Origin of the sequence: Acerihabitans arboris (assembly GCF_010131535.1) — a bacterium.
Classification (GTDB): Bacteria; Pseudomonadota; Gammaproteobacteria; order Enterobacterales; family Enterobacteriaceae; genus Acerihabitans; species Acerihabitans arboris.
Genome location: NZ_WUBS01000002.1, coordinates 74,628 through 93,893, shown reverse-complemented (window position 1 = coordinate 93,893; position 19,266 = coordinate 74,628). Strand labels below are relative to the sequence as shown.

Genomic DNA, 19,266 nt, shown 5'->3' with positions numbered 1-19,266 from the left:
GGCGGTTTTGTCATCAAGGCGGCGGCACGACGCGCGGGTCATTGTCATCAGGCTGGTGGCGCGGGACCCGGTTTAAAAGGTCGGTTTACCGGGCAAGCTTAAGCAGCGTTTCCTGCGCCAGGCGCGTGAAATAGCGCGCCGCCGGGGCGATTAACGACTCCGAGGGATCAAAACGCGGATGATGCAGGCCGAATTGACTGGCCGAGCCGATATTGACGAAGGCCCCGGGCAGATGATGCAGATAAAAGGCGAAATCCTCCCCGCCCATCTGCGGCGGCTGGTCATGTACCCGATACCCTTCCCTGGCGGCCACGTCCTTGGCGAAATCCGCCCATTCAGCGTGGTTGACCAGCACCGGCGGGCCGGCGTGCCAGCGCAGCTCGGCCCGGGCGCCGAAGCCGGCGGCGATATGTTCAATCAGCCGGGTTATTTTTTCGGGCACCAGGGCGCGGATTTCCGTATTGTGGGTACGCACCGTGCCCTCCAGCTCAACTTGCTCCGGCAGCACGTTCCAGGTATTGTCGCCGGTGATGCGCGTGACGCTCAGCACCACCGACTCCAGCGCGCTGAAACCCCGGCTGGGCAGGGTTTGCAGCGCCGTGATGATGTGGGCGGCCAGCACAATGCCGTCAACGCCCTCTTCGGGACGGGCGGCATGGGCGCCTTTACCGTTAATCAGGATTTCGAAGCGATCGACATTGGCATGTAACGGCCCGGAGCGGGTGCCGAATTCACCCACCGGCAAATCGGGGGCGTTGTGGCCGCCGGAAATCACGCTCACGCCCCCCGGCGCGCCGGCGCCGCGCCACCCTGCTGCGCAGATCCGGCACGACCCCGCGCCCAGGGAATCCCCGGCCGTAAGCATATTTATTGCTAAGTCTAGGGATTATTTTTATTTCACAGGATTTTACCCGGCCTATATGTTGGGACTTATTGCTTCGGCATTCCAACATCTGATAACAGGCGGGTTTTATGACTTCTGGCTATTCTTTGGCGCGACGCGTCCTGCGCCTGGCGGTTGTTTTGGCGGCCATCGGCGTATTCAGCCAGGCGCAGGCCGATGGACAACCCCTGAAACAGCTGAATATCGGCTTTCAGAAAGCCAACATCCTGGCGTTGCTCAAAGCCCGCGGCACGCTGGACGAGGCGCTGAAAAAACAGGGTATCGCCACCCGCTGGATTGAATTTACCGCCGGTCCGCAAATGCTCGAGGGCCTTAACGTCGGCAGTATCGATCTGGCCGCCACCGGGGATGCGCCGCCGGCCTTCGCCCAGGCGGCCAAGGCTGATTTGATTTACCTGGCGCACAATATCCCCAACCCGAAAACCGAGGCGATCCTGGTGCCGGAAGCGTCGGCGGTGCGCAGCGTGGCGGATCTTAAAGGCAAGCGGGTGGCCCTCAACAAAGGCTCCGACGTGAATTACCTGCTGGTCGAAGCCTTGAAACAGGCCGGCCTGGCCTATACCGATATCACCCCCGTCTACCTGACGCCCAGCGATGCGCGGGCGGCGTTCCAGCGCGGCAGCATCGATGCCTGGGTGATTTGGGACCCGTTTTACGCCGAGGTTGAAACCAACGCCGGCGCGCGCCGGATCCAGGACGCCGAAGGCCTCGTACCGCATTATACTTTCTATCTTGCCAGCCGGCGGTTTGCCGAGCACTATCCCGACATCGCCGAATTGGTTATCGAACAGCTGGCCCAGCTGAGCGCCTGGGCCAACGATCATCATGACGAGGTGGCGCAGGCCCTGTCCAAAAGTACCGGCCTGCCGCAGCCGATATGGCTGCGGGCGCTGGCGCGGATGCCGTTTGGCACCGAGCGCATGGATGACGATGTTTTCCGCCGGCAGCAAACGCTGGCCGATACCTTTACCGGCATCGGCCTGATCCCGGTAAAAATCGATGTCAACCAGGCGCGCTGGTCGCAGGACAAATAACCCCCTACCGGTAAGCGGGGCGGGGCCGCCCCGACGCTCAAGGCGTTAGCCGAAAAATAAATAAGTTATGCCGCGATGATCTTTGGCAAATTCCAACCGTTCTGTAGAGTGATCTGATGGGATTCAATCTCTTGGCCGATCGGGAAAAAATAATGCCGCGCTTGTTTAACGCCCTTATGCTATTAACGCTGTGTTCACTCGCCGCGTCACCCGCGGTATTTGCCGGCGCCACCCTTGACCGGGTAAACCAGACCAAGGTACTGCGCGACGTGCTGGTGAACGACTATCCGCCGTTTGGTTTTATCGATGACAATAACCAGCTGGCCGGGTTCGACGTGGATGTGGCCAGGGCGGTGGCGCAAAAACTGGGGGTCAGGCTGGAGCTGTCCGCGCCGGGATGGGAAACCATCGTCGGCGGCAAATGGCGGGGACGCTGGGATGTGTGCATCTGCTCCATGACCCCCAATGCCGAACGGGCCAAAGTGCTTAATTTCCCGGCGCCCTATTACAGTTCACCGGCGGTGTTGGTGGTGAATAAAGATGAGAAAAATATTAAAGCCGCCGCCGATCTCAGTAATAAAAAGGTGGGTGTCGGTATCGGTTCCACCTATGAAAACTACCTGAATAAAAGCCTGGTGATCCCCGGTGCCAAGCCCATAGTATTCCCTTTTGATCACGTGCAGGTGGTGCCGACGGATGAAACCGTCGCGTTCCAGAACCTGGCCCTGGGGGCCGGCGCCCGCCTGGATGCGGTGGTGTCCGATCTGGCCACCGCCAATGCTCGCATCGCCAAAAGCGATCGTTTCCGTATCGCCGGCGAGCTGTATGCCGAGCCGAATTGGGTGGCCACCGATAAAGGGGACGCGCAATGGGATCAGGTCGTGGCGGATACGGTGAACGCATTACGCGCCGACGGGACGCTGGCGCAAATCTCCAGGCGCTGGCTGGGGGAAGATATTACCCGGATACCGCAGTGATGCCGCGGCCATCCGCCGCCGGCATGGAAAATCCCGCGCCGGTCCCCGCGGGCGCCATGGCATCGGGGCAGGGTAACGCCGGGTTTCGGTTGCGAACGATAATGACCTGGGCGCTATTGCTGGCACTGCTGCTGGGACTGTTTTCCCGCATGGATCTGGATTTTGCGCTGATCGGGCAAAAGCTGCCGTTTATGCTCGGCCTGCGGCTGTCGCCGGACGGCTTTATACAGGGCGCGGTCCTGACCCTGGTTATCACCGCCCTGGCCATGCTGTTTTGCACGGTGCTGGGCGTTATTACCGCCGCCGGCCGTTTGTCATCCAGCGCCGTCGCCTTCGGCTGCGCGACGTTTTACATATCGCTGTTTCGCGGCACCCCGCTGCTGGTGCAGGTATTGATTATCTATCTGGCCCTGCCGCAGGCGGGTATCGTGCTGGGCGCCTTCAGCTCCGGCATTATCGCCCTCTCGCTTAACTATGGCGCCTACCTGGCCGAAACCCTGCGCGGCGGCGTGATAGCCATCCCGCGCGGGCAGACCGAGGCCGCCATGGCGCTCGGATTGCCGCGCGGGGTGATTATCACCCATATTATTGCGCCCCAGGCGCTGCGTATTATCGTGCCGCCGGTGGGGTCGCTGTTTATCTCCATGCTTAAAGACTCGTCGCTGGTGTCGTTGATGGGCTTATGGGAGCTGAATTTCCTGGCGCAATCCTATGGCCGCAGCACCTATCATTATATGGAAATGCTGACCACCGCGGCGGCCATCTACTGGCTGATGTCCATAGTGCTCGAGCTATTCCAGGGGCGGCTGGAGCGCCATTTCGGCCAGGGTTACCAACGGCTTGGCTCGCCCCGTTAACCCCGCGGTCCGCGGGTCATCATATTGAGGAACCGGAAATCATGAGCAACGCCGCGAATAAGGCCGCCCGCGACGGCATCACCATTCTGGACGGCGGCATGGGGCGTTTGCTTGAGCAACTGGGCGCGCCGTTTCGCCTGCCCGAATGGTCGGCGCTGGCGCTGATCGAGGCGCCGGAGTATGTCACGCGCGCGCATCAAATCTATGCCGATAGCGGCGCGCAGGTGCTGACCACCAATACGTTCGGGCTGGTGCCGCACATGCTGGGGGAGGCGCGTTTTCGCCTGCAGGCCCGGTCGTTGGCCGGACTGGCGGGGCAGCTGGCGCGCGGCGCGGCTGACCGGGCCGGCGCCGCCCACCCGTTATCTCCCGTGCGGGTGGCCGGCTCGCTGCCGCCGCCGTTCGAAAGCTACCGGCCGGAGAAGTTTATTCCCGCCCGCGCCGGTGAAATACTGGCACCCCTGGTGACGGGATTGGCGCCCTGGATCGACTTTTGGCTGATCGAGACCCAGAGTTCGACGCTTGAGGCGCTGACGGCGCTGGAGACGGTCAGGCGCGCCAGCGATCTGCCGGTGTTTGTCGCGTATACCCTCAAGGATGAGGCCGGACGCGCCGGCCCGCCGGAGCTGCGATCGGGCGAGCCGGTGGCGGCCGCCGCGGCCGCCACGCTGCTGGCGGGCGCCGCCGGGATACTGTTTAACTGCAGCCAGCCCGAGGCGATGGGCGAGGCAATCGTAGCCGCCCGGCGTATCATCGACGCCTCGGCGACCCCCGCCGCGGCGCTGGGCGTTTATGCCAACGCCTTTATGCCCGAGCCGCCCTCCGATGAACCCTATGCCGGCCTTTCGCGCCTGAGGGACGATCTTGACCCGGACAACTACCTTAAATGGATCCGCCGCTGGGTGGGGCAGGGCGCCACCCTGGTCGGCGGCTGCTGCGGCATCGGGCCAGCGCACATTGCCGCGATACGCGATGCCGGACCTTTTTCCCGATGAAATGAGACACCCGTTCGCCGCCGGGATGGATGCCTGCGCGATATGCCTTCAATGGTTGCGCGGCCAGTGGGCTGGCCGCGCGTCCCGCCGTATTCAGTCCAGCTTGGCTTTTGAAAAATCACTGCCGTTAAGACTGACGCTATAGCCGCTGACGTTGCTGCGCGTGGCATAAAAGGTTTTCCCGTTTGCCAGCGGCACCCAGGGAGCCTGTTCATGGAACACGGCCTGTGCTTGTTTATACAGCGCTGCGCGTTGCGCCGGATCGCCGATCGCCTTGGCCTGCTGGATTAACGAGTCATAACGCTTATCACACCAGAACGCCGCGTTGGATCCGCTTTTGATACTGCCGCAGCCCAGCAGGACATTGGCGAAATTGTCCGGGTCGCCGTTATCCGACATCCAGCCAAATAGCGCGGAAGCATGTTCACCCTTGCGGATGCCCGCGAGGTATTCACCCCATTCGTAGGTCACTATTTTCGCGGTGACACCGACTTTCGCCCAATCGCTTTGGATAATTTCCGCTATGCGGCGGGAGTTGGGGTTATAAGGTCGTTGCACCGGCATCGACCATAAATCCGTGGTAAAACCCTGCTCAAACCCCGCCTGCTTCAGCAATGCCCTGGCCTTGGCCGGGTCATGGGGATAATCGGCGAGATCTTTATCGAATCCGAGCATATTGGGTGGAATGGGTGATTTCGCCACCGAGCCGGAGCCGAGAAATACCGCGGCGACAATGGCCTTTTTATCCACCGCGTAGTTCAACGCCTGGCGCACCAATAGATTGTCGAACGGTTTTTTGCCGGTATTAAACGCCAGGTAACCGACGTTCAAGCCGTCCACGCTGTACAGCGTCAAATCTTTATTGCTCTTGATCTCATCAAAATTGACCGGATTGGGCGCGGAAATAATCTGGCATTCGTTTTTCTCCAGCTTGGCCAGCCGCGTGGTCACATTGGGGGTAATGGAAAATATCAGGCGCTTAGTGGGCACCTCGCCCTGCCAGTAATGCGGATTGGCCTCATAGCGGATCAGCGAGTCGACTTTATATTCTTTCAGGTTATAAGGACCGGTGCCGATCGGGTCGGTGTCGACCCGCTCCGGCGTGCCGGCTTTCAACATGGCGTCGGCGTACTCGGCGGAAAGTATCGAGGTAAAGTCCATGCCCCAGTCGGCCAGGAAAGTGGCGTCGGGTTTGCTCAGGGTAAACTGGACATGCCGGTCATCCAGTTTTTTGACCTCATGAATAAGCGAACCGAGGCCGATGTCGTTAAAATACTCATAGGCGGCCCGGGACACGTTATGATAGGGGTGGTGGTCGTCTTTCTGGCGCAGCACGGAGAATATGACGTCATCGGCGTTAAAGTCACGGGTGGGGGTAAAATATTTATTGCTGTTGAACTTGACCCCCTGGCGTAAAGTAAAGGTATAGGTTTTACCGTCGGGACTGATTTTCCAGTCGGCGGCCAGGGAGGGAATCGGCAGGTTATCGCTTTCCCTGAAGGTCACCAGGCGGTTATACAGCACCTGTGAACTGGCGACAAACGATGGGCCCGAGCTGGCGATTTGCGGATTAAACGACTCCGGCGAGGCCTCCGAACAGTAGACCAAAACGCTGTGGTCGGCGGCCAGCGCGCCGCCGGCCGGCAATAGCGCGCCCATAAGCACGACGAGACAGGTTTTCTTGAAATCCATTTTTCTTGCCTTGATAAGGTGATTATTCTGTAGTTATTGACCGGGCCATTATAAGCGGCAATAGGTAAAAATGAAAAAATCGCATGCATCTTAAGGGGTACCAATTAGCCATAAGCACTGGCTGTACGATAAAGACTTCCCGGTGATGGATTATTCATCAATCCCATGAGGATTAGCTACGCCGTGGTCGTCACTTTCATTTAAATTTCCCGGATTTTTTTCCTCCGCCAGCTTAATCGGTGATGTTTGCGGAGTCATTATTTGGTGACATACGCTTATCCGCTTCATTTAACCTAACGCCATCCAGCAAGCGTTGGTAATAGGAGTGACCGGTATTCAGCGCGCCGACCGGGTTATGGGCCAACACCCGGTCCTTGACGATCAGATAGGTTACCGGCGCGTCCGAATGCTTGATAAATAAGGAATCATGCCCGACACACAGGCCGCTGATGACATTAAGATCGGTTTTTTCCTGATTGCATAATTTAGCCTGCATAATCGGGTTGCACATGGCCTCATAATGACCCGGTTTGATTTTATCCCGTTCGGCGATGCCGACGCCGCACTTGTCCTGTCCGCCTACTTTGCATAACACGCCGAACGCCTGCAGATTATTGGCGCGTAAAATGCCGGCGAAAATACGGTTTTCCCGAATCAAGCCGGCGCAGGACGCCACGCCGATCTTTTTAGCGCCTATTTTTTTGGCAAAAACGATAATCTCTTCCACCCGGGTCAACTGACCATAGTATTGACCTTCCACCTGCGCCGCCGCCTGCATGATCTTAGCGACCAGCGGATCGTCATGGTACTGGTCGACGCTTGCGCGCAATACGGCGTCATTCCCCGCCGCGGTGGTTAAACATTTTTTCGGGAATTCTTTATCCCGGGTCTGGCAGTTAAGCAAATTACATTCGGTACAGGTAAATTTATCGGCCATGACGGCTTCCCGTTTTCCCTGGAAAAATACCTTATGAAATATAAGGATTTCGTGGCTCATGCCAACTAATTATTACGCATATTGATATAATAATTATGAGTTTTAGCCGCTAAATACCATTTTATTAATTGATAATATTCCGCGTTAACCACCATGCCGTTTATTGCCATCGGCTATTGAGAACATGACATTCAACCGGGCGCGCGCTATTCCCGGAACGCCTCCGCGCGGGTACGGCGAATGGCCGGAAGCGTGACCAGCACCACCAGCCCGGCCGCCGCCGCCAGCAGGGACAGCGATAGCGGCCGGGTCACAAACGTGCTCAAATCACCATGGGATAACAACAGGGCGCGCCTGAAATACTCTTCCAATAGCGGACCCAGGACGAATCCCATCAGGAGCGGCGCGGGCTCGCAGTCGAGTTTCAATAAGACATATCCCAGCAGGCCGAAACCCACCGCCTGGATAACGTCAAAAACCGAATTTTGCACCGAATACACGCCGATACAGCAAAACACCAGGATCGCCGGATAAAGGTAACGATAAGGGATGCGCAATAGACTGGCCCATACGCCGATCAGCGGCAGGTTGAGGATCACGAGCATCAGATTGCCGATCCACATCGAGGCCAGCAGGCCCCAGAATAACGAGGGGTTATTGGTCATCACCTGCGGCCCCGGCTGGATATCATGGATCATCATCGCGCCCACCATCAGCGCCATCACGGCGTTGGACGGAATGCCCAAGGTCAGCAACGGAACGAATGAGGTTTGCGCCGCCGCGTTGTTGGCCGCTTCCGGCCCCGCCACGCCCTCGATGGCGCCATGGCCGAACTCGGCGCTGTATTGGCTGATTTTTTTTTCCAGCGCATAGGCCGAAAAGGATGCCAGCGTCGCGCCGCCGCCGGGTAATAACCCGAGGATCGAGCCGAGCAGCGTTCCGCGATAGATGGCGGGTCTCATGCGTTTAAAATCCTGTCTATCCGGCCATAGGGTCGAGATTTTGCCGACGTTGACCGCTTTACCCTGGTTGTCCTCCAGGTTGCGGATGATTTCCGCGAAGCCGAAGATGCCCATCGCCAGGGCGACAAAGCTCAGCCCGTCCGCAAGCTCCGGAATATCCAGGGTGAAGCGTTGGGCACCTGAATTGATATCGGTACCCACCAGGCCCAGCAGCAGCCCAAGGACAATCATGGACAGCGCTTTCAGCAGCGAGCCGGACGACAGCACCACCGCGCCGATAAGCCCAAGAAACATCAGCGAGAAATACTCGGCCGGACCGAAGCGGAAAGCGAGTTCCGTCAGTGGAATGGCAAAGGCCGCCAGCACCAGCGTGGCGACGCAGCCGGCAAAGAACGAGCCGATGGCCGAAGTGGCCAGCGCCACGCCGGCCCGGCCTTGCCGCGCCATTTGATGACCGTCGATGGTGGTGACCACCGAAGCGGACTCACCGGGAATATTCAGCAGTATGGCGGTGGTGGATCCGCCGTATTGGGCGCCATAATAGATGCCGGCCAGCATGATCAACGCGGCGTCCGGCGGCAGGGCATAGGTTGCCGGCAACAACATGGCGATGGCCGCCACCGGACCCAGCCCCGGCAGTACGCCAATCAAGGTGCCAAGCGTACAGCCGACCAAGCAATACAGCAGGTTTTGCCATGATAACGCGGTGCTGAAACCCAGCATCAGATGCGCCAATAGCTCCATATCCATGCCCTAATGGGTAATAAACGCGGGCCAGACCGGGATCAGCTGATCCAGTCCCCAAATAAACAGCGTCACGTTCAGCGTCACCAGTACGGCCGCGTTGGCAAGCGTGCCTTTCACGGTGAACCGGTCGCTGGCTTTACTGGAGATAAACACCAGCAGCAGCAGTGAAATAACCAGCCCCGCGGGTTCAAGCAGCAGCGCGAACACCGTGGTCGCGCCCAGTATCCAGATTAATTTTCCCGGCTTCCATGACGGCATGGGATCCGCCCGCCCGCGGCGCGACAATGATGACAGGATCACCAGCAGGCCAAAAACCGCCAGCAGCAGGCCGAGGCAGAGCGGGAAAAATCCCGCGCCCATTCGCGAGGCGGCGCCGATCGGGTATTGTCCCGCCAGCGCGCTGAAACCGCAGCCGATGAATAAAAATAACCATCCGGACCAGAAATCCTGATGATTACGGATGGCCGACCCGCCGCGACGACGCGCCGCGGCGCTGGCCGGAGAAGAAAAATTATCCATCCCGCCGCCTTTGGCCTTTAGCCCGGTATACCGTTGTCATTGAATGCTGATGCCGGCGTCGTGGACAATCTTGCCATAACGCGTCATATCGCCGGCCAGCGTATCGGCTAGCTCTTGCGGCGTACTGGCCTTCACGCCGTAACCCAGATTTTCCAATTGCCGCCTGACCCCGGGTGAACGCAACACCTCGGCGAAATCGCGGTTCAACTGGTTAACAATGGCGGGGGGCGTGCCGGCCGGCGCCAGGTAGCCCTGCCAGCTTTCGACGCTAAAACCCGGCTGGCCCGATTCGGCCATCGTCGGCACCTGCGGCAGCGCCGTCGAACGATACGTCGTGGTCACCGCCAGCGCTTTTAATCGTCCGCTTTTAACATATTCGGTGACCGCCGCCAGGGTAATCAGCGTGGCGTTGGTATGACCGGCGATGACGTCTACCGCCGCCGGGCCGCCGCCGGGATAGGGGATATAGTTAACCTTGCCGCCGGTCCGTTGATTAAGCATTTCATGGGCAATCTGGGCAATGCCGCCGTTGGTGGGCAATCCGAGGCTGATGGTGCCGGGTTTTTCCCGGCTAACGGCAACATACTGCTGAAAGGTATCGATGCCGAGTTTGGGATTGACCACCAGGATTTGTGGATTCACTACCGCTTTGATCACCGGCGTAAAGGCGGCGGCGGAATCGTAGGGTAATTTTTTGAACAACAGCGCATTAAGCGTTAACGCTTCACCGGTTTCCAGCAAGGTGTAGCCGTCGGCGGGCGCTTTGGCCACCTTTGCGCTGCCGAGGGTGCCGCTGGCGCCGGTCACGTTTTCCACAATGACCGATTGTCCCCATTTTTCACTCAGCTTTTCAGCCAGTACGCGCGTGAGCTTATCGGCGCTGCCGCCGGCCGCGACCGGCACAATGATTTTGACCGGTTTCAGGGGAAATTTGGCTCCGTCGTCGGCTTTGGCTACCCCCAGCGTCGAGATGAATAAACACATTGCGAGGGTCTTAGGCAATATCATGGATATATTTCTCCGGCGATGAATGGATGCTTTTCCATTTATCTTACCGGCGCGGGGGAGGTTGATTAAATGCTTTAACCGGCTATGGTTAGCAGCTATTGTTCTGGATCAGCGACATACAAAGACAGGTATCGCGCCAGCGTGCTGATTTCGTTATCGAACAGCTTTGCTGCCGTCGTCGATCACCAGATAAAGCGAGGTCGAGCGGGTCTGGCCGTACATCAGCGGCAAGACGCGCGTTTCACCCGGTTAAACTTCAATCCGCTACCAGGTTCACGGGCTGGTGGCCGCCGAAGCGCTGAAACATCGCCTCGCCGACATCAATGACGGCCCCGGCGCATTATAATGCGTCATCGAAAACCATGACGGCCCGTATATCGGCCGTGCGGGCTGGTTGGGGCGTCAAATCGATGTGAGGGAGGTTTCATGAAGAGACTGAATGGATCATGGACCTGGTTACTTGCCGTTTATTTTGCCCTGGTCTACCTGATTCCCCTGAACGGCCGACGGCTATGGCAACCGGACGAAACCCGCACGGCGGAAGTCAGCCGTGAAATGCTCAGCCGCGGCGACTGGGTGGTGCCGAAATTGCTTGGCCTGCGTTATTTTGACAAGCCGGTAGCCGCTTACTGGTTCAACAATATCAGCCACTGGCTGTTCGGCGACACCAATTTTGCCGTACGCTTCGGCTCGGTATTCAGCACCGGCGTCACCGCGGCGCTGGTGTTTGCGCTGGCGATGATGATGTGGCGCAACCCGCGCCGGGCCAGCGTGGCGGCACTGATTTTCCTGTCGATGCTGCTGGTCCTCAGTATCGGAACCTACGGCCTGCTCGATGCTACGCTGGCGCTGTGGCTGACGGCGGCGATGGTCAGCTATTATCTGGCGCTGCGAGCCACCGGCGTAAAAGGCAGACTGGGCGGTTATACGCTGCTTGGACTGGCCTGCGGCATGGGCTTTATGACCAAGGGGTTCCTGGCGCTGGCGGTGCCGGTGATTGCGGCGATCCCGATTGCCATCCGGCGGCGGCGGATAAAAGAACTGCTGATCTACGGGCCGGCCGCGGCGATCGTCGGCGTGCTGCTCAGCCTGCCGTGGGCGCTGGCTATTGCCCGGCGTGAGCCGGACTTTTGGCGCTATTTCTTCTGGGTAGAGCATATCCAGCGTTTTGCCGAAGAGAATGCCCAGCATAAGGCGCCGTTCTGGTATTACATTCCGGTGCTGATCGCCGGCGTGCTGCCCTGGCTGGCGCTGCTGCCTGGCTCCCTGGCCAAAGCCTGGCGTGAGCGCGCCGCCCGGCCGGAATTGTTTTTCCTGCTGAGCTGGGTCGCGATGCCGCTGATATTCTTCAGCATCGCCAAGGGCAAGCTGCCGACCTATATCCTGTCGTGTATGGCGCCGCTGGCGCTGCTGATAACGGCTTATGCTGAAGATCGGGCGGCCGCCCTACGCAGCAGGATATTCCAGGTTAACGCGGCGCTAAACGGGTTGGTGGGCTTGACAGGCATACTGGCGCTGGCATTGCTGGGGTCGGGTTTGCTGCCCCAGGCGCGGTTTTTCTCGCCTCAGGAATGGCCGAAAGTCGTTCTGGGCATGATCGCCTTTTCCGGCTGGCTGCTGTTTGCCGCGTTTTCGGTACGCCATGATGCCAGGCGCTGGCCTTGGTCCGCCGCCTGTCCGTTGCTGCTGTGCCTGCTGTTTGGCGACGCGGTTCCCCAGCAGGTGTCCGGCCCGAAGCAGCCGCAAATCTTTATTCGCGCTCATCGGGCGATGCTGGCCGACAGCCGATATGTGCTGAGCGACAGCGTGGGCGTCGCAACCGGCTTGGCGTGGGAATTAAAACGCAGCGATATTCTGCTGTTCAATGAGCGGGGGGAAGTGGCTTACGGCCTGAAATATCCCGACGTGCGCGGCCATTTCATCAGCGACGCCGACTTCCCGCAATGGCTGGCGCGTGCGCGTGCGCAGGGCAATGTGTCGCTGATATTGCGTTTGCCGCGCGGCGGGGAAATCCCCGGCACGCTGCCGGAACCGGATAAAATGCGGCGGACCGCGCGGTTGGTCTTGCTGTGGTATCAGCATCGGCCATGACGGGCATGGCGACTTGGGTTGCACCTTGCGATGAAAAATGCCGCGGGAAACCAAAGAATTTCGTGGCGTTAATCTTTGCCAGGAATAAATACTTTATCTCATCTGCGGCACCGCCTATTTTCATTAGGTGTATAAAACAGCAGTCGGCAGATATTGCCCTTATCCCAGAATGTCATATTAAAATATTCATGATAAGGTATTAGCCGAATGTACATGTGATTTTCCGAGGTACGCCCCATGTTAGGACTTTCCCAATTGTTGCAAGCGGTAACCTTGGGTCTGGTTTTGCTTTTGCCACTGGTTAACCCGTTAACGTCGGTTGCGCTTTTATTAAGCCTTTCCGGCAACATGACCTATAAAGAGGTAAAACACCAGGCGTTGATGGCCTCGATCTATGTCTTTATTATCATGATCGTCGCTTTTTATGCCGGTCAACTGGTGATGAATACCTTTGGTATCTCCATTCCGGGGCTGCGTATCGCCGGGGGGCTGATCGTCGCATTTATCGGTTTTCGCATGCTTTTCCCCCATGCCCGGCATGAAAAATCGTCCATCGTTGATGCCAAGCATCAAGAGATGCTGAATGAAGGTTCAGAAAATATTGCTTTTGTGCCGTTGGCCATGCCGGGTAGCGCGGGACCCGGCACCATAGCCATGATCATCAGTTCGGTTTCAACGTTAAAAGGTAATTCATTGGGTTTTGAACCTTGGGTGCTGCTCATCAGCCCGGCGATTACCTTTGCCGCCATTTCAGTTATTCTTTGGATTTGCCTGAATGGTTCCGGTGTTATCATGCGCTTAATTGGCAAAAGCGGTATCGAGGCCATATCAAGGTTAATGGGCTTTTTGCTGGTATGTGTCGGCGTGCAATTTATTATAAATGGTGTTTTAGAAATTATTGCGGTGCATTAATTTATCAAGCCCGGCGCATTACATCCCGACGGGATGGTTATTTGCCCCTGTAATAAATTAGAAAAAATAATATCGGGCACATCACGTTGGCTAATAAGACGTTAGGGTATTTGGACATGGCGAGGGAAATTAAGCGGCCATGAAGTTTCACACCGGCCATTCAGTCGCTGAATGCTCCGCCAGCGCGGAGGATGATCTTTCGCCCCCGTTTTGACCATGCCGGCGTCGTATCCGGCGGAAAATTTTTAATTCAGGCCATCAGTAAGATTCCAGTCACATTCCGATAGTATGATTCCCACGTCAGAATAACGGACCGAAACAGTGTATTGTGATTCATCCATGCGTTACCTGTGCAACGCTCTGGAGGTTGTCCTCATCAAGGCGCCGATGGCAAGGTGTGCCGCCGTATGCCATATTCATCACGCGGCTTATCATGATCTGCCCCGCATACGCTATGCAAATTCGGGTCACCGGCTTGAATATGTTCCGCGTTTATTGCGTCTGAATAATCATAATTTTTAGGGAGGGGTTATGCCGGAATGGATATTATCCGCTATTTCCAGCTATGGATACGCCGCGCTGTTCGTCGCCGTCCTGGTTGAAGGCCCGATGGCGACGGTCTTTGGCGCAATTCTGGCGGCCCAGGGGCTATTGCATATCGGCGGCGTCTATACTGTCGCCGTGATAGGCGATCTGACCGGGGATGTCATTCTCTACGGGCTGGGCAGGAGTGGCCGAATACCGACTTCGCGGCTGCGCCGCCGTTTTAACCTTGGCCGTTGGCGGCATTTGGCGCCGCTTCTGGCGCAGTTTCGCACCCATCCCGGGCGCGTTCTGGTGACGGCGAAACTGACGCACGCGGCGGGGTTCCTGGTGTTATTAAGCGCTGGAGCGGCAAGGATCCCGATCTGGCTGTTCCTGACGTTTAACCTGTTGGCGACATTGCCTAAATCCGGCTTGTTTGTGTTGCTGGGATTCTTTGCCGGGGCCGCATGGCAGCGTATCGATTTATGGCTATGGGTGTTTTCCTGTTCGGTCCTGGCTGTACTGGTCATTACTTTTATCCTGTATCTGCGTAGAGTCACCGGATTGCTGTTGCCAGGGGGGTAGTCGCATGCGTATTGCCGTTTTTACCGACAGTTTTTACCCTGAGTTAGGAGGGATCCAGGATTCGGTATTGTCCGGATGCCGGGAACTTGGCAAACGCGGTCATCAGGTGGTTGTTTTCGCGCCGCGCGCTACCCGCCATGACTTTAAACTTGCCGGCGTCCCCGGGCATGAAGTCGATGCCGGGGAAAATGTGGAGATCCGGCGGCTGTTTTCGCTACCGGTGCCCAGTTCGACCGGGCAGTCCCGTCTGGTGGTGCCTACCGGGCGGCGCTGGCGCCAGTTATTGCCTTTCGCGCCGGATATTATCCACACCCATACCTTTCTCGGCGCGGGCCGGGAGGCGCTGAGCGCGGCACGCCATCTTGATGTGCCGGTGGTCGGCACCAATCACTGGGCTATCGGGGAGTTTGCCGGCTATACGCCGTTTTCGGCCAATTTTTTCAGGAAAGTCAGCGTCCATGCCGTCACCCGCTACTACAATCGCTGCGCGATGGTGACCGGTCCTTCTCATTCCGTGATTGACGAAATGTGCGCGTTTGGGCTGCGCCGTCCCCATTGCGTGGTATCCAATCCGATCGATACCGCCCAGTTCCGCCCGGTGTCGGATGCTCGCCGCGAAGCGCTCAAGCAATCCCACGGCTTCAGTCGTTCAACCATTGTTTACGCCGGCCGGCTGGCGGACGAGAAAAAGATTGATGTCTTGATTCGCGCTCTGCCGCTTATCGCAAGGCAGGTACCTGATGTGATGCTGGCGCTGGCGGGCCATGGGTCCGCGCGTCATCGCCTGGAGCAGCTGGCGCGCGCGCTGGGCGTCGGGGAACGCGTCAGATTTCTCGGCACCCTGGATAAAGCCGCGCTGGCGGACGTTTTTCACGCGGCGGACGTCTTCGCTATCGCCAGCACGTCTGAAACGCAAAGCATGGTATTGATCCAGGCGATGAGCGCGGGGTTGCCTGTGGTAGGGGCGCGCTGGCGCGCGTTGCCGGAATACATCGACGCGCGCTCGGGGTTCCTGGCGCAGCCGGGAGATCATGAGGATTTTGCCGGCAGGCTGACGCACTTGTTACGCTCGCCGGCGTTGCGCAGACAAATGGGTGAGCATGCCGTCCGGAAGACCAGGCATTTTTCCATCACTACCGTGACAAGCCGTTGGGAAGAGATTTATGCCCAGATCGGTCTGGCCATGCCCGAGGCAATGTCGCGCATTTCAGGAGCATAATTATGAAGCTCAGTTTGATAATTCCTGCTTATAACGAAGAGCTGTATCTTGCGACCTGCCTGCAATATGCGATCAAAGAGCTGACGGCGCATGCAAAACCCGGAGAGTTTGAAATTATCGTCGTCAATAATGCCAGCACCGACCGGACTTCGGCGATCGCGTCCGGATTTGAGAATGTACGGGTAGTTTACGAACCGATAAAAGGACTGACCCGTGCCCGCCAGAAGGGGCTGGAGTCGGCTTCCGGCGACATTCTGGCCTTTATCGACGCCGATACGCGTATGCCGGCCGGCTGGCCTGGCAAAGTGCTGGATGCCTATGCGAAAAGAAAAGATTTGGTTTGTGTCAGCGGTCCGTACCGTTATTTCGATTTGTCGGGGATTAAAAGTTTCCTGGTAAAACTCTACTGGCTGGCGCTGGCTAAACCGACCTATTGGCTCACCCGCTATATGGCGGTAGGCGGTAATTTCGCCGCCAGTAAACAGGCCTTGTTGCGCATTGGCGGATTTGATACGTCTATTGCATTTTATGGCGAAGATACCAATATCGCCCGGCGTCTTGCCGGCGAGGGCCGGGTACAATTCGACCTGGGTTTGGTGATGGACACGTCGGCGCGTCGCCTGAAAGAAGAAGGTTTTATTCCCACCGCGGTGTGTTATGTCTTAAACTTTATGTCCGAAGCGATCCGCAAAAAGCCCGCAACCTCCGAATATCGGGATATTCGCTAGGGCCGATCGGGGGTCGATGCGTTGAGGACAAAATATCACCACCGCCCTGGGGCAGGCCAGTCCATTGATGGTTTATGTGGCGGCTAATTTCCATTGTGTTTCATGCATTACATATGCGATTATATGAACCATATACGTTTCATATAGAGATGGCATGAAGGCATGGTATGGGTATCGTCAAAATCTCGGATTTGATGCATGGGAATCTGCGCATCACCAGTATCGCAATGAGCCGTTCAATAAACGCCCAGGCTGAACACTGGCTTAAAATAGGTATGCTCGCAGAGCTATACCCGCAGCTGAATCATCAGGAACTGACCCGGGCACTTGTTCAGGCAGAGCTGCAAGGCGGCATCGATATTGCCAGGCTGCTTGATGATGAACCGGCCAACCTGCAGCGGGAAGGACAATGACCGTGGTAAAACTTCATTCCCTGAACGACATTGAAATGGCCCGCTCGGCCGGTCATGCGGCGGCTGAAGTGCTCGAAATCATAAAGCCCTACGTTCGCGCCGGTATCACCACGGATGAAATTGACCGCATTTGCCGCGATTACATTATTAGCGAACTGAAGGTCATTCCCGCCAACATCGGCTATCACGGCTATACCCGCACGGTCTGCACGTCGGTGAATCACGTGGTTTGCCATGGGATCCCGTCGGCAAAGAGACTCAAAAACGGCGATATCGTAAATATCGACGTGGCGGTGGTGAAAGATGGCTGGTATGGCGACACCAGCAGGATGTATTTTGTCGGTGAGCCGTCTGTTCGGGCACGGCGTCTGGTCGATATTACCTATGAGTCGATGATTGCCGGCATTAAGCGGGTACGCCCGGGCGCAACGCTCGGCGATGTCGGCGCCGCCATACAGCAGTTAGCGGAAGACGCGGGATTTTCAGTCGTCAGGGATTACTGCGGCCACGGCGTTGGCCAGGATTATCACACGGAGCCGCAGGTGCTGCACTATGGCGTACCCGGAGCCGGCCTGGTCCTGAAACCGGGCATGATTTTCACCATCGAGCCTATGATCAATGCCGGGAGAGCCGCGACCAGCGTGCTTTCCGATGGCTGGACCGTGGTGACCAAGGACCGTTCCCTTTCCGCGCAATGGGAACACACCATTGCGGTTACGGAGTCCGGCTACGATTTACTGACACCCTGGCCCGAGGGCACCGGCGAATACGTAGCGGTCTGATGGCGGCATCCGCCCCGGGGCGGCTATCAACATCCAGGCGGGTCAAAACCCTAGGCAACGGATCCAGGACTCAATTCTTCGGGGCTAAGCCGTCCAAATAGTACACATTGCCGTTGACCGCGGGGTCCGCGTTGGGGGCGCTGGCAAACAGCGCGTTATAACGCTGCCGATAAGCGGCGAGCTCATCGGCTTCAGGTTCCAGCTCACGCAAAAATGCGAGCGCCAAACGCACATGTTTATGCGTCAGCTCGGTGGGCAGCCGCGCTTTACGCAGCACCGAGTGCCAGAATACCAAACTCTCCTCGGCGTCATCGACAATAAGGGTTTGGTAGATAAGCAGCACGCCCGCCGCGTTGCCAAGATGTGATTCACTGTCATGCAGCAAATAGTTGACGAATTCGCCGCCAGGGATTTTCCCCATTTGGCTGAGCATGGACTCCACATACAGCGGCTCAATATTCAGCCGCCTGGTCAGCGCCTGTGACGCTCGGCGAGCGTCAGAATTCAATATCCGAAAACCGATAAGAAAAACGACAACCATTGTCGCCAGTATTAGCCAGATCATGAGGCGCCCTTAAAAAAATCATGCCTATCATAAAAATAAACCACTGTAGAGAAAACAGGAGAGTAGGGGATGAGATATTTATCATACTGATGCGTAACGCATACTATGCGACAGGCGTTGCCGGAGACGCGCGGCCATCCTGTATGGCAAGGCATGTCAGCCAACGGCCCTGTCCGCCGGAATCTGCCCAACCTGGAGATGGCTGCGGTCGATGCGCCGTACCCGCAGGGCCACGCTAGGTATCCTTCGCGTGGATGCCATGTCGCATCTTTGCCAGCGTTTGCACCAGGGCCTCACGCTCATCGGTGGATAGCGTCTGCAATATGCTGTTCGAGACCTGTTCGGCCACGGGCCGGGCAATGCTTAGGATATCACGGCCTTGTTCAGTGAGCCGGATGAGGCGGCGGCGGCTATCGGTGGCATCCGTGCGCCGAACGATCAGCTGCCGTGCTTCCATGCGTCCCAGCATTTCCGCCAGGGTCGCCTTGGTGGTGGCGCTCGCCTGCCCGAGCGTGGCTTGATCCAGTCCTTCCGGCGAGGTGGCTAGCGCTTCCAGGACCGCATATTGCGGTTTGGTGAGATCGGGCATCAGCGCGCCCCAGCGGGCGGTATGCTCCTGCAGGACGACGCGCATGAGGTGAAATAAGGTTTTGTCGAACATCCACTTTATCCTATCCAGTATTTCCCCCGTTCCGGCTCGTTCGGCGGGTTGGATAGTATCGCTGCTGCGTTTGGCCGGCACAAGCAAATCCCGGAAATGATGCCCGGCGGGCTTGACGTTCGTATGCGAACTAAATAAACTTTTCCAACAAGC

At 57.7% G+C, this 19,266-nt stretch carries 18 protein-coding genes and 1 pseudogene; 11 read left to right on the top strand and 8 right to left on the bottom strand.

The features are described from left to right. Positions 1-85 precede the first annotated feature (85 nt). Positions 86-799: pseudogene (locus tag GRH90_RS02690) on the bottom strand (amidohydrolase); the annotation flags it as partial. A gap of 173 nt (positions 800-972) precedes the next feature. On the opposite strand from GRH90_RS02690, the gene GRH90_RS02685 reads away from it, so the two are divergent. From GRH90_RS02685 to GRH90_RS02670, 4 genes are all read left to right on the top strand, one after another. Continuing rightward, positions 973-1,938 carry a sulfonate ABC transporter substrate-binding protein gene (locus GRH90_RS02685; RefSeq protein ID WP_162364359.1) on the top strand — a complete coding sequence of 322 codons (966 nt, stop codon included), beginning with the start codon at positions 973-975 and terminating at the stop codon, positions 1,936-1,938. A 152-nt stretch (positions 1,939-2,090) separates the two neighbouring features. Further along, the gene (locus tag GRH90_RS02680; RefSeq protein ID WP_162364358.1) at positions 2,091-2,915 is read left to right on the top strand and encodes a transporter substrate-binding domain-containing protein; all 825 of its coding nucleotides are present in this window, start codon (positions 2,091-2,093) and stop codon (positions 2,913-2,915) included. Then, a complete protein-coding gene (locus GRH90_RS02675) occupies positions 2,915-3,772 on the top strand; it encodes an amino acid ABC transporter permease (RefSeq protein ID WP_246235838.1) in 858 nt (285 codons plus the stop codon). Before GRH90_RS02680 ends, GRH90_RS02675 begins: the two co-directional genes overlap by 1 nt. A gap of 41 nt (positions 3,773-3,813) precedes the next feature. After that, positions 3,814-4,767: a homocysteine S-methyltransferase family protein gene (locus tag GRH90_RS02670; RefSeq protein WP_162364357.1), complete on the top strand. Its 954-nt coding sequence runs from the start codon at positions 3,814-3,816 to the stop codon at positions 4,765-4,767. Between the two features lie 93 nt (positions 4,768-4,860). Here GRH90_RS02670 and GRH90_RS02665 read toward each other — a convergent pair whose 3' ends face one another. The 5 genes from GRH90_RS02665 to GRH90_RS02645 form a co-directional block, all read right to left on the bottom strand. Beyond that, positions 4,861-6,459 carry an ABC transporter substrate-binding protein gene (locus tag GRH90_RS02665; protein WP_162364356.1) on the bottom strand — a complete coding sequence of 533 codons (1,599 nt, stop codon included), beginning with the start codon at positions 6,457-6,459 and terminating at the stop codon, positions 4,861-4,863. Between the two features lie 232 nt (positions 6,460-6,691). Continuing rightward, positions 6,692-7,396 carry a DUF1847 domain-containing protein gene (locus GRH90_RS02660; RefSeq protein WP_162364355.1) on the bottom strand — a complete coding sequence of 235 codons (705 nt, stop codon included), beginning with the start codon at positions 7,394-7,396 and terminating at the stop codon, positions 6,692-6,694. 206 nt (positions 7,397-7,602) lie between these two features. Continuing rightward, positions 7,603-9,102 carry a tripartite tricarboxylate transporter permease gene (locus tag GRH90_RS02655; protein ID WP_162364354.1) on the bottom strand — a complete coding sequence of 500 codons (1,500 nt, stop codon included), beginning with the start codon at positions 9,100-9,102 and terminating at the stop codon, positions 7,603-7,605. A 9-nt stretch (positions 9,103-9,111) separates the two neighbouring features. After that, positions 9,112-9,624 carry a tripartite tricarboxylate transporter TctB family protein gene (locus GRH90_RS02650; RefSeq protein WP_162364353.1) on the bottom strand — a complete coding sequence of 171 codons (513 nt, stop codon included), beginning with the start codon at positions 9,622-9,624 and terminating at the stop codon, positions 9,112-9,114. Between the two features lie 36 nt (positions 9,625-9,660). Beyond that, positions 9,661-10,632, bottom strand: a complete 972-nt coding sequence (locus GRH90_RS02645; RefSeq protein ID WP_162364352.1) for a tripartite tricarboxylate transporter substrate binding protein — start codon at positions 10,630-10,632, stop codon at positions 9,661-9,663. A 426-nt stretch (positions 10,633-11,058) separates the two neighbouring features. On the opposite strand from GRH90_RS02645, the gene arnT reads away from it, so the two are divergent. The 7 genes from arnT to map all read left to right on the top strand — a co-directional run bounded on the left by arnT (position 11,059) and on the right by map (position 17,887). Then, positions 11,059-12,723, top strand: a complete 1,665-nt coding sequence (gene arnT / locus GRH90_RS02640) for a lipid IV(A) 4-amino-4-deoxy-L-arabinosyltransferase (RefSeq protein ID WP_162364351.1) — start codon at positions 11,059-11,061, stop codon at positions 12,721-12,723. Positions 12,724-12,960: 237 nt separating this feature from the next. After that, on the top strand, positions 12,961-13,635 hold the full coding sequence (locus GRH90_RS02635) for a MarC family NAAT transporter (RefSeq protein ID WP_162364350.1): 675 nt from the start codon (positions 12,961-12,963) through the stop codon (positions 13,633-13,635). Between the two features lie 531 nt (positions 13,636-14,166). Then, complete coding sequence (locus tag GRH90_RS02630; RefSeq protein WP_162364349.1) at positions 14,167-14,745, top strand: DedA family protein; 579 nt, start codon at positions 14,167-14,169, stop codon at positions 14,743-14,745. A gap of 4 nt (positions 14,746-14,749) precedes the next feature. Beyond that, the gene (locus tag GRH90_RS02625) at positions 14,750-15,964 is read left to right on the top strand and encodes a glycosyltransferase (RefSeq protein ID WP_162364348.1); all 1,215 of its coding nucleotides are present in this window, start codon (positions 14,750-14,752) and stop codon (positions 15,962-15,964) included. A gap of 2 nt (positions 15,965-15,966) precedes the next feature. Then, entirely contained in the window at positions 15,967-16,692 is a 726-nt protein-coding gene (locus GRH90_RS02620; RefSeq protein ID WP_162364347.1) for a glycosyltransferase, read from the top strand. 167 nt (positions 16,693-16,859) lie between these two features. Continuing rightward, a complete protein-coding gene (locus tag GRH90_RS02615; protein ID WP_162364346.1) occupies positions 16,860-17,105 on the top strand; it encodes a ParD-like family protein in 246 nt (81 codons plus the stop codon). Next, on the top strand, positions 17,102-17,887 hold the full coding sequence (map, locus tag GRH90_RS02610) for a type I methionyl aminopeptidase (RefSeq protein ID WP_162364345.1): 786 nt from the start codon (positions 17,102-17,104) through the stop codon (positions 17,885-17,887). Before GRH90_RS02615 ends, map begins: the two co-directional genes overlap by 4 nt. Before the next feature lie 70 nt (positions 17,888-17,957). Here map and GRH90_RS02605 read toward each other — a convergent pair whose 3' ends face one another. Together GRH90_RS02605 and GRH90_RS02600 are read right to left on the bottom strand one after the other, a co-directional pair. Then, the gene (locus GRH90_RS02605) at positions 17,958-18,452 is read right to left on the bottom strand and encodes a DUF1198 family protein (RefSeq protein WP_162364344.1); all 495 of its coding nucleotides are present in this window, start codon (positions 18,450-18,452) and stop codon (positions 17,958-17,960) included. Positions 18,453-18,687: 235 nt separating this feature from the next. Beyond that, the gene (locus GRH90_RS02600) at positions 18,688-19,194 is read right to left on the bottom strand and encodes a MarR family winged helix-turn-helix transcriptional regulator (protein WP_376766053.1); all 507 of its coding nucleotides are present in this window, start codon (positions 19,192-19,194) and stop codon (positions 18,688-18,690) included. Between the last annotated feature and the right edge of the window lie 72 nt (positions 19,195-19,266).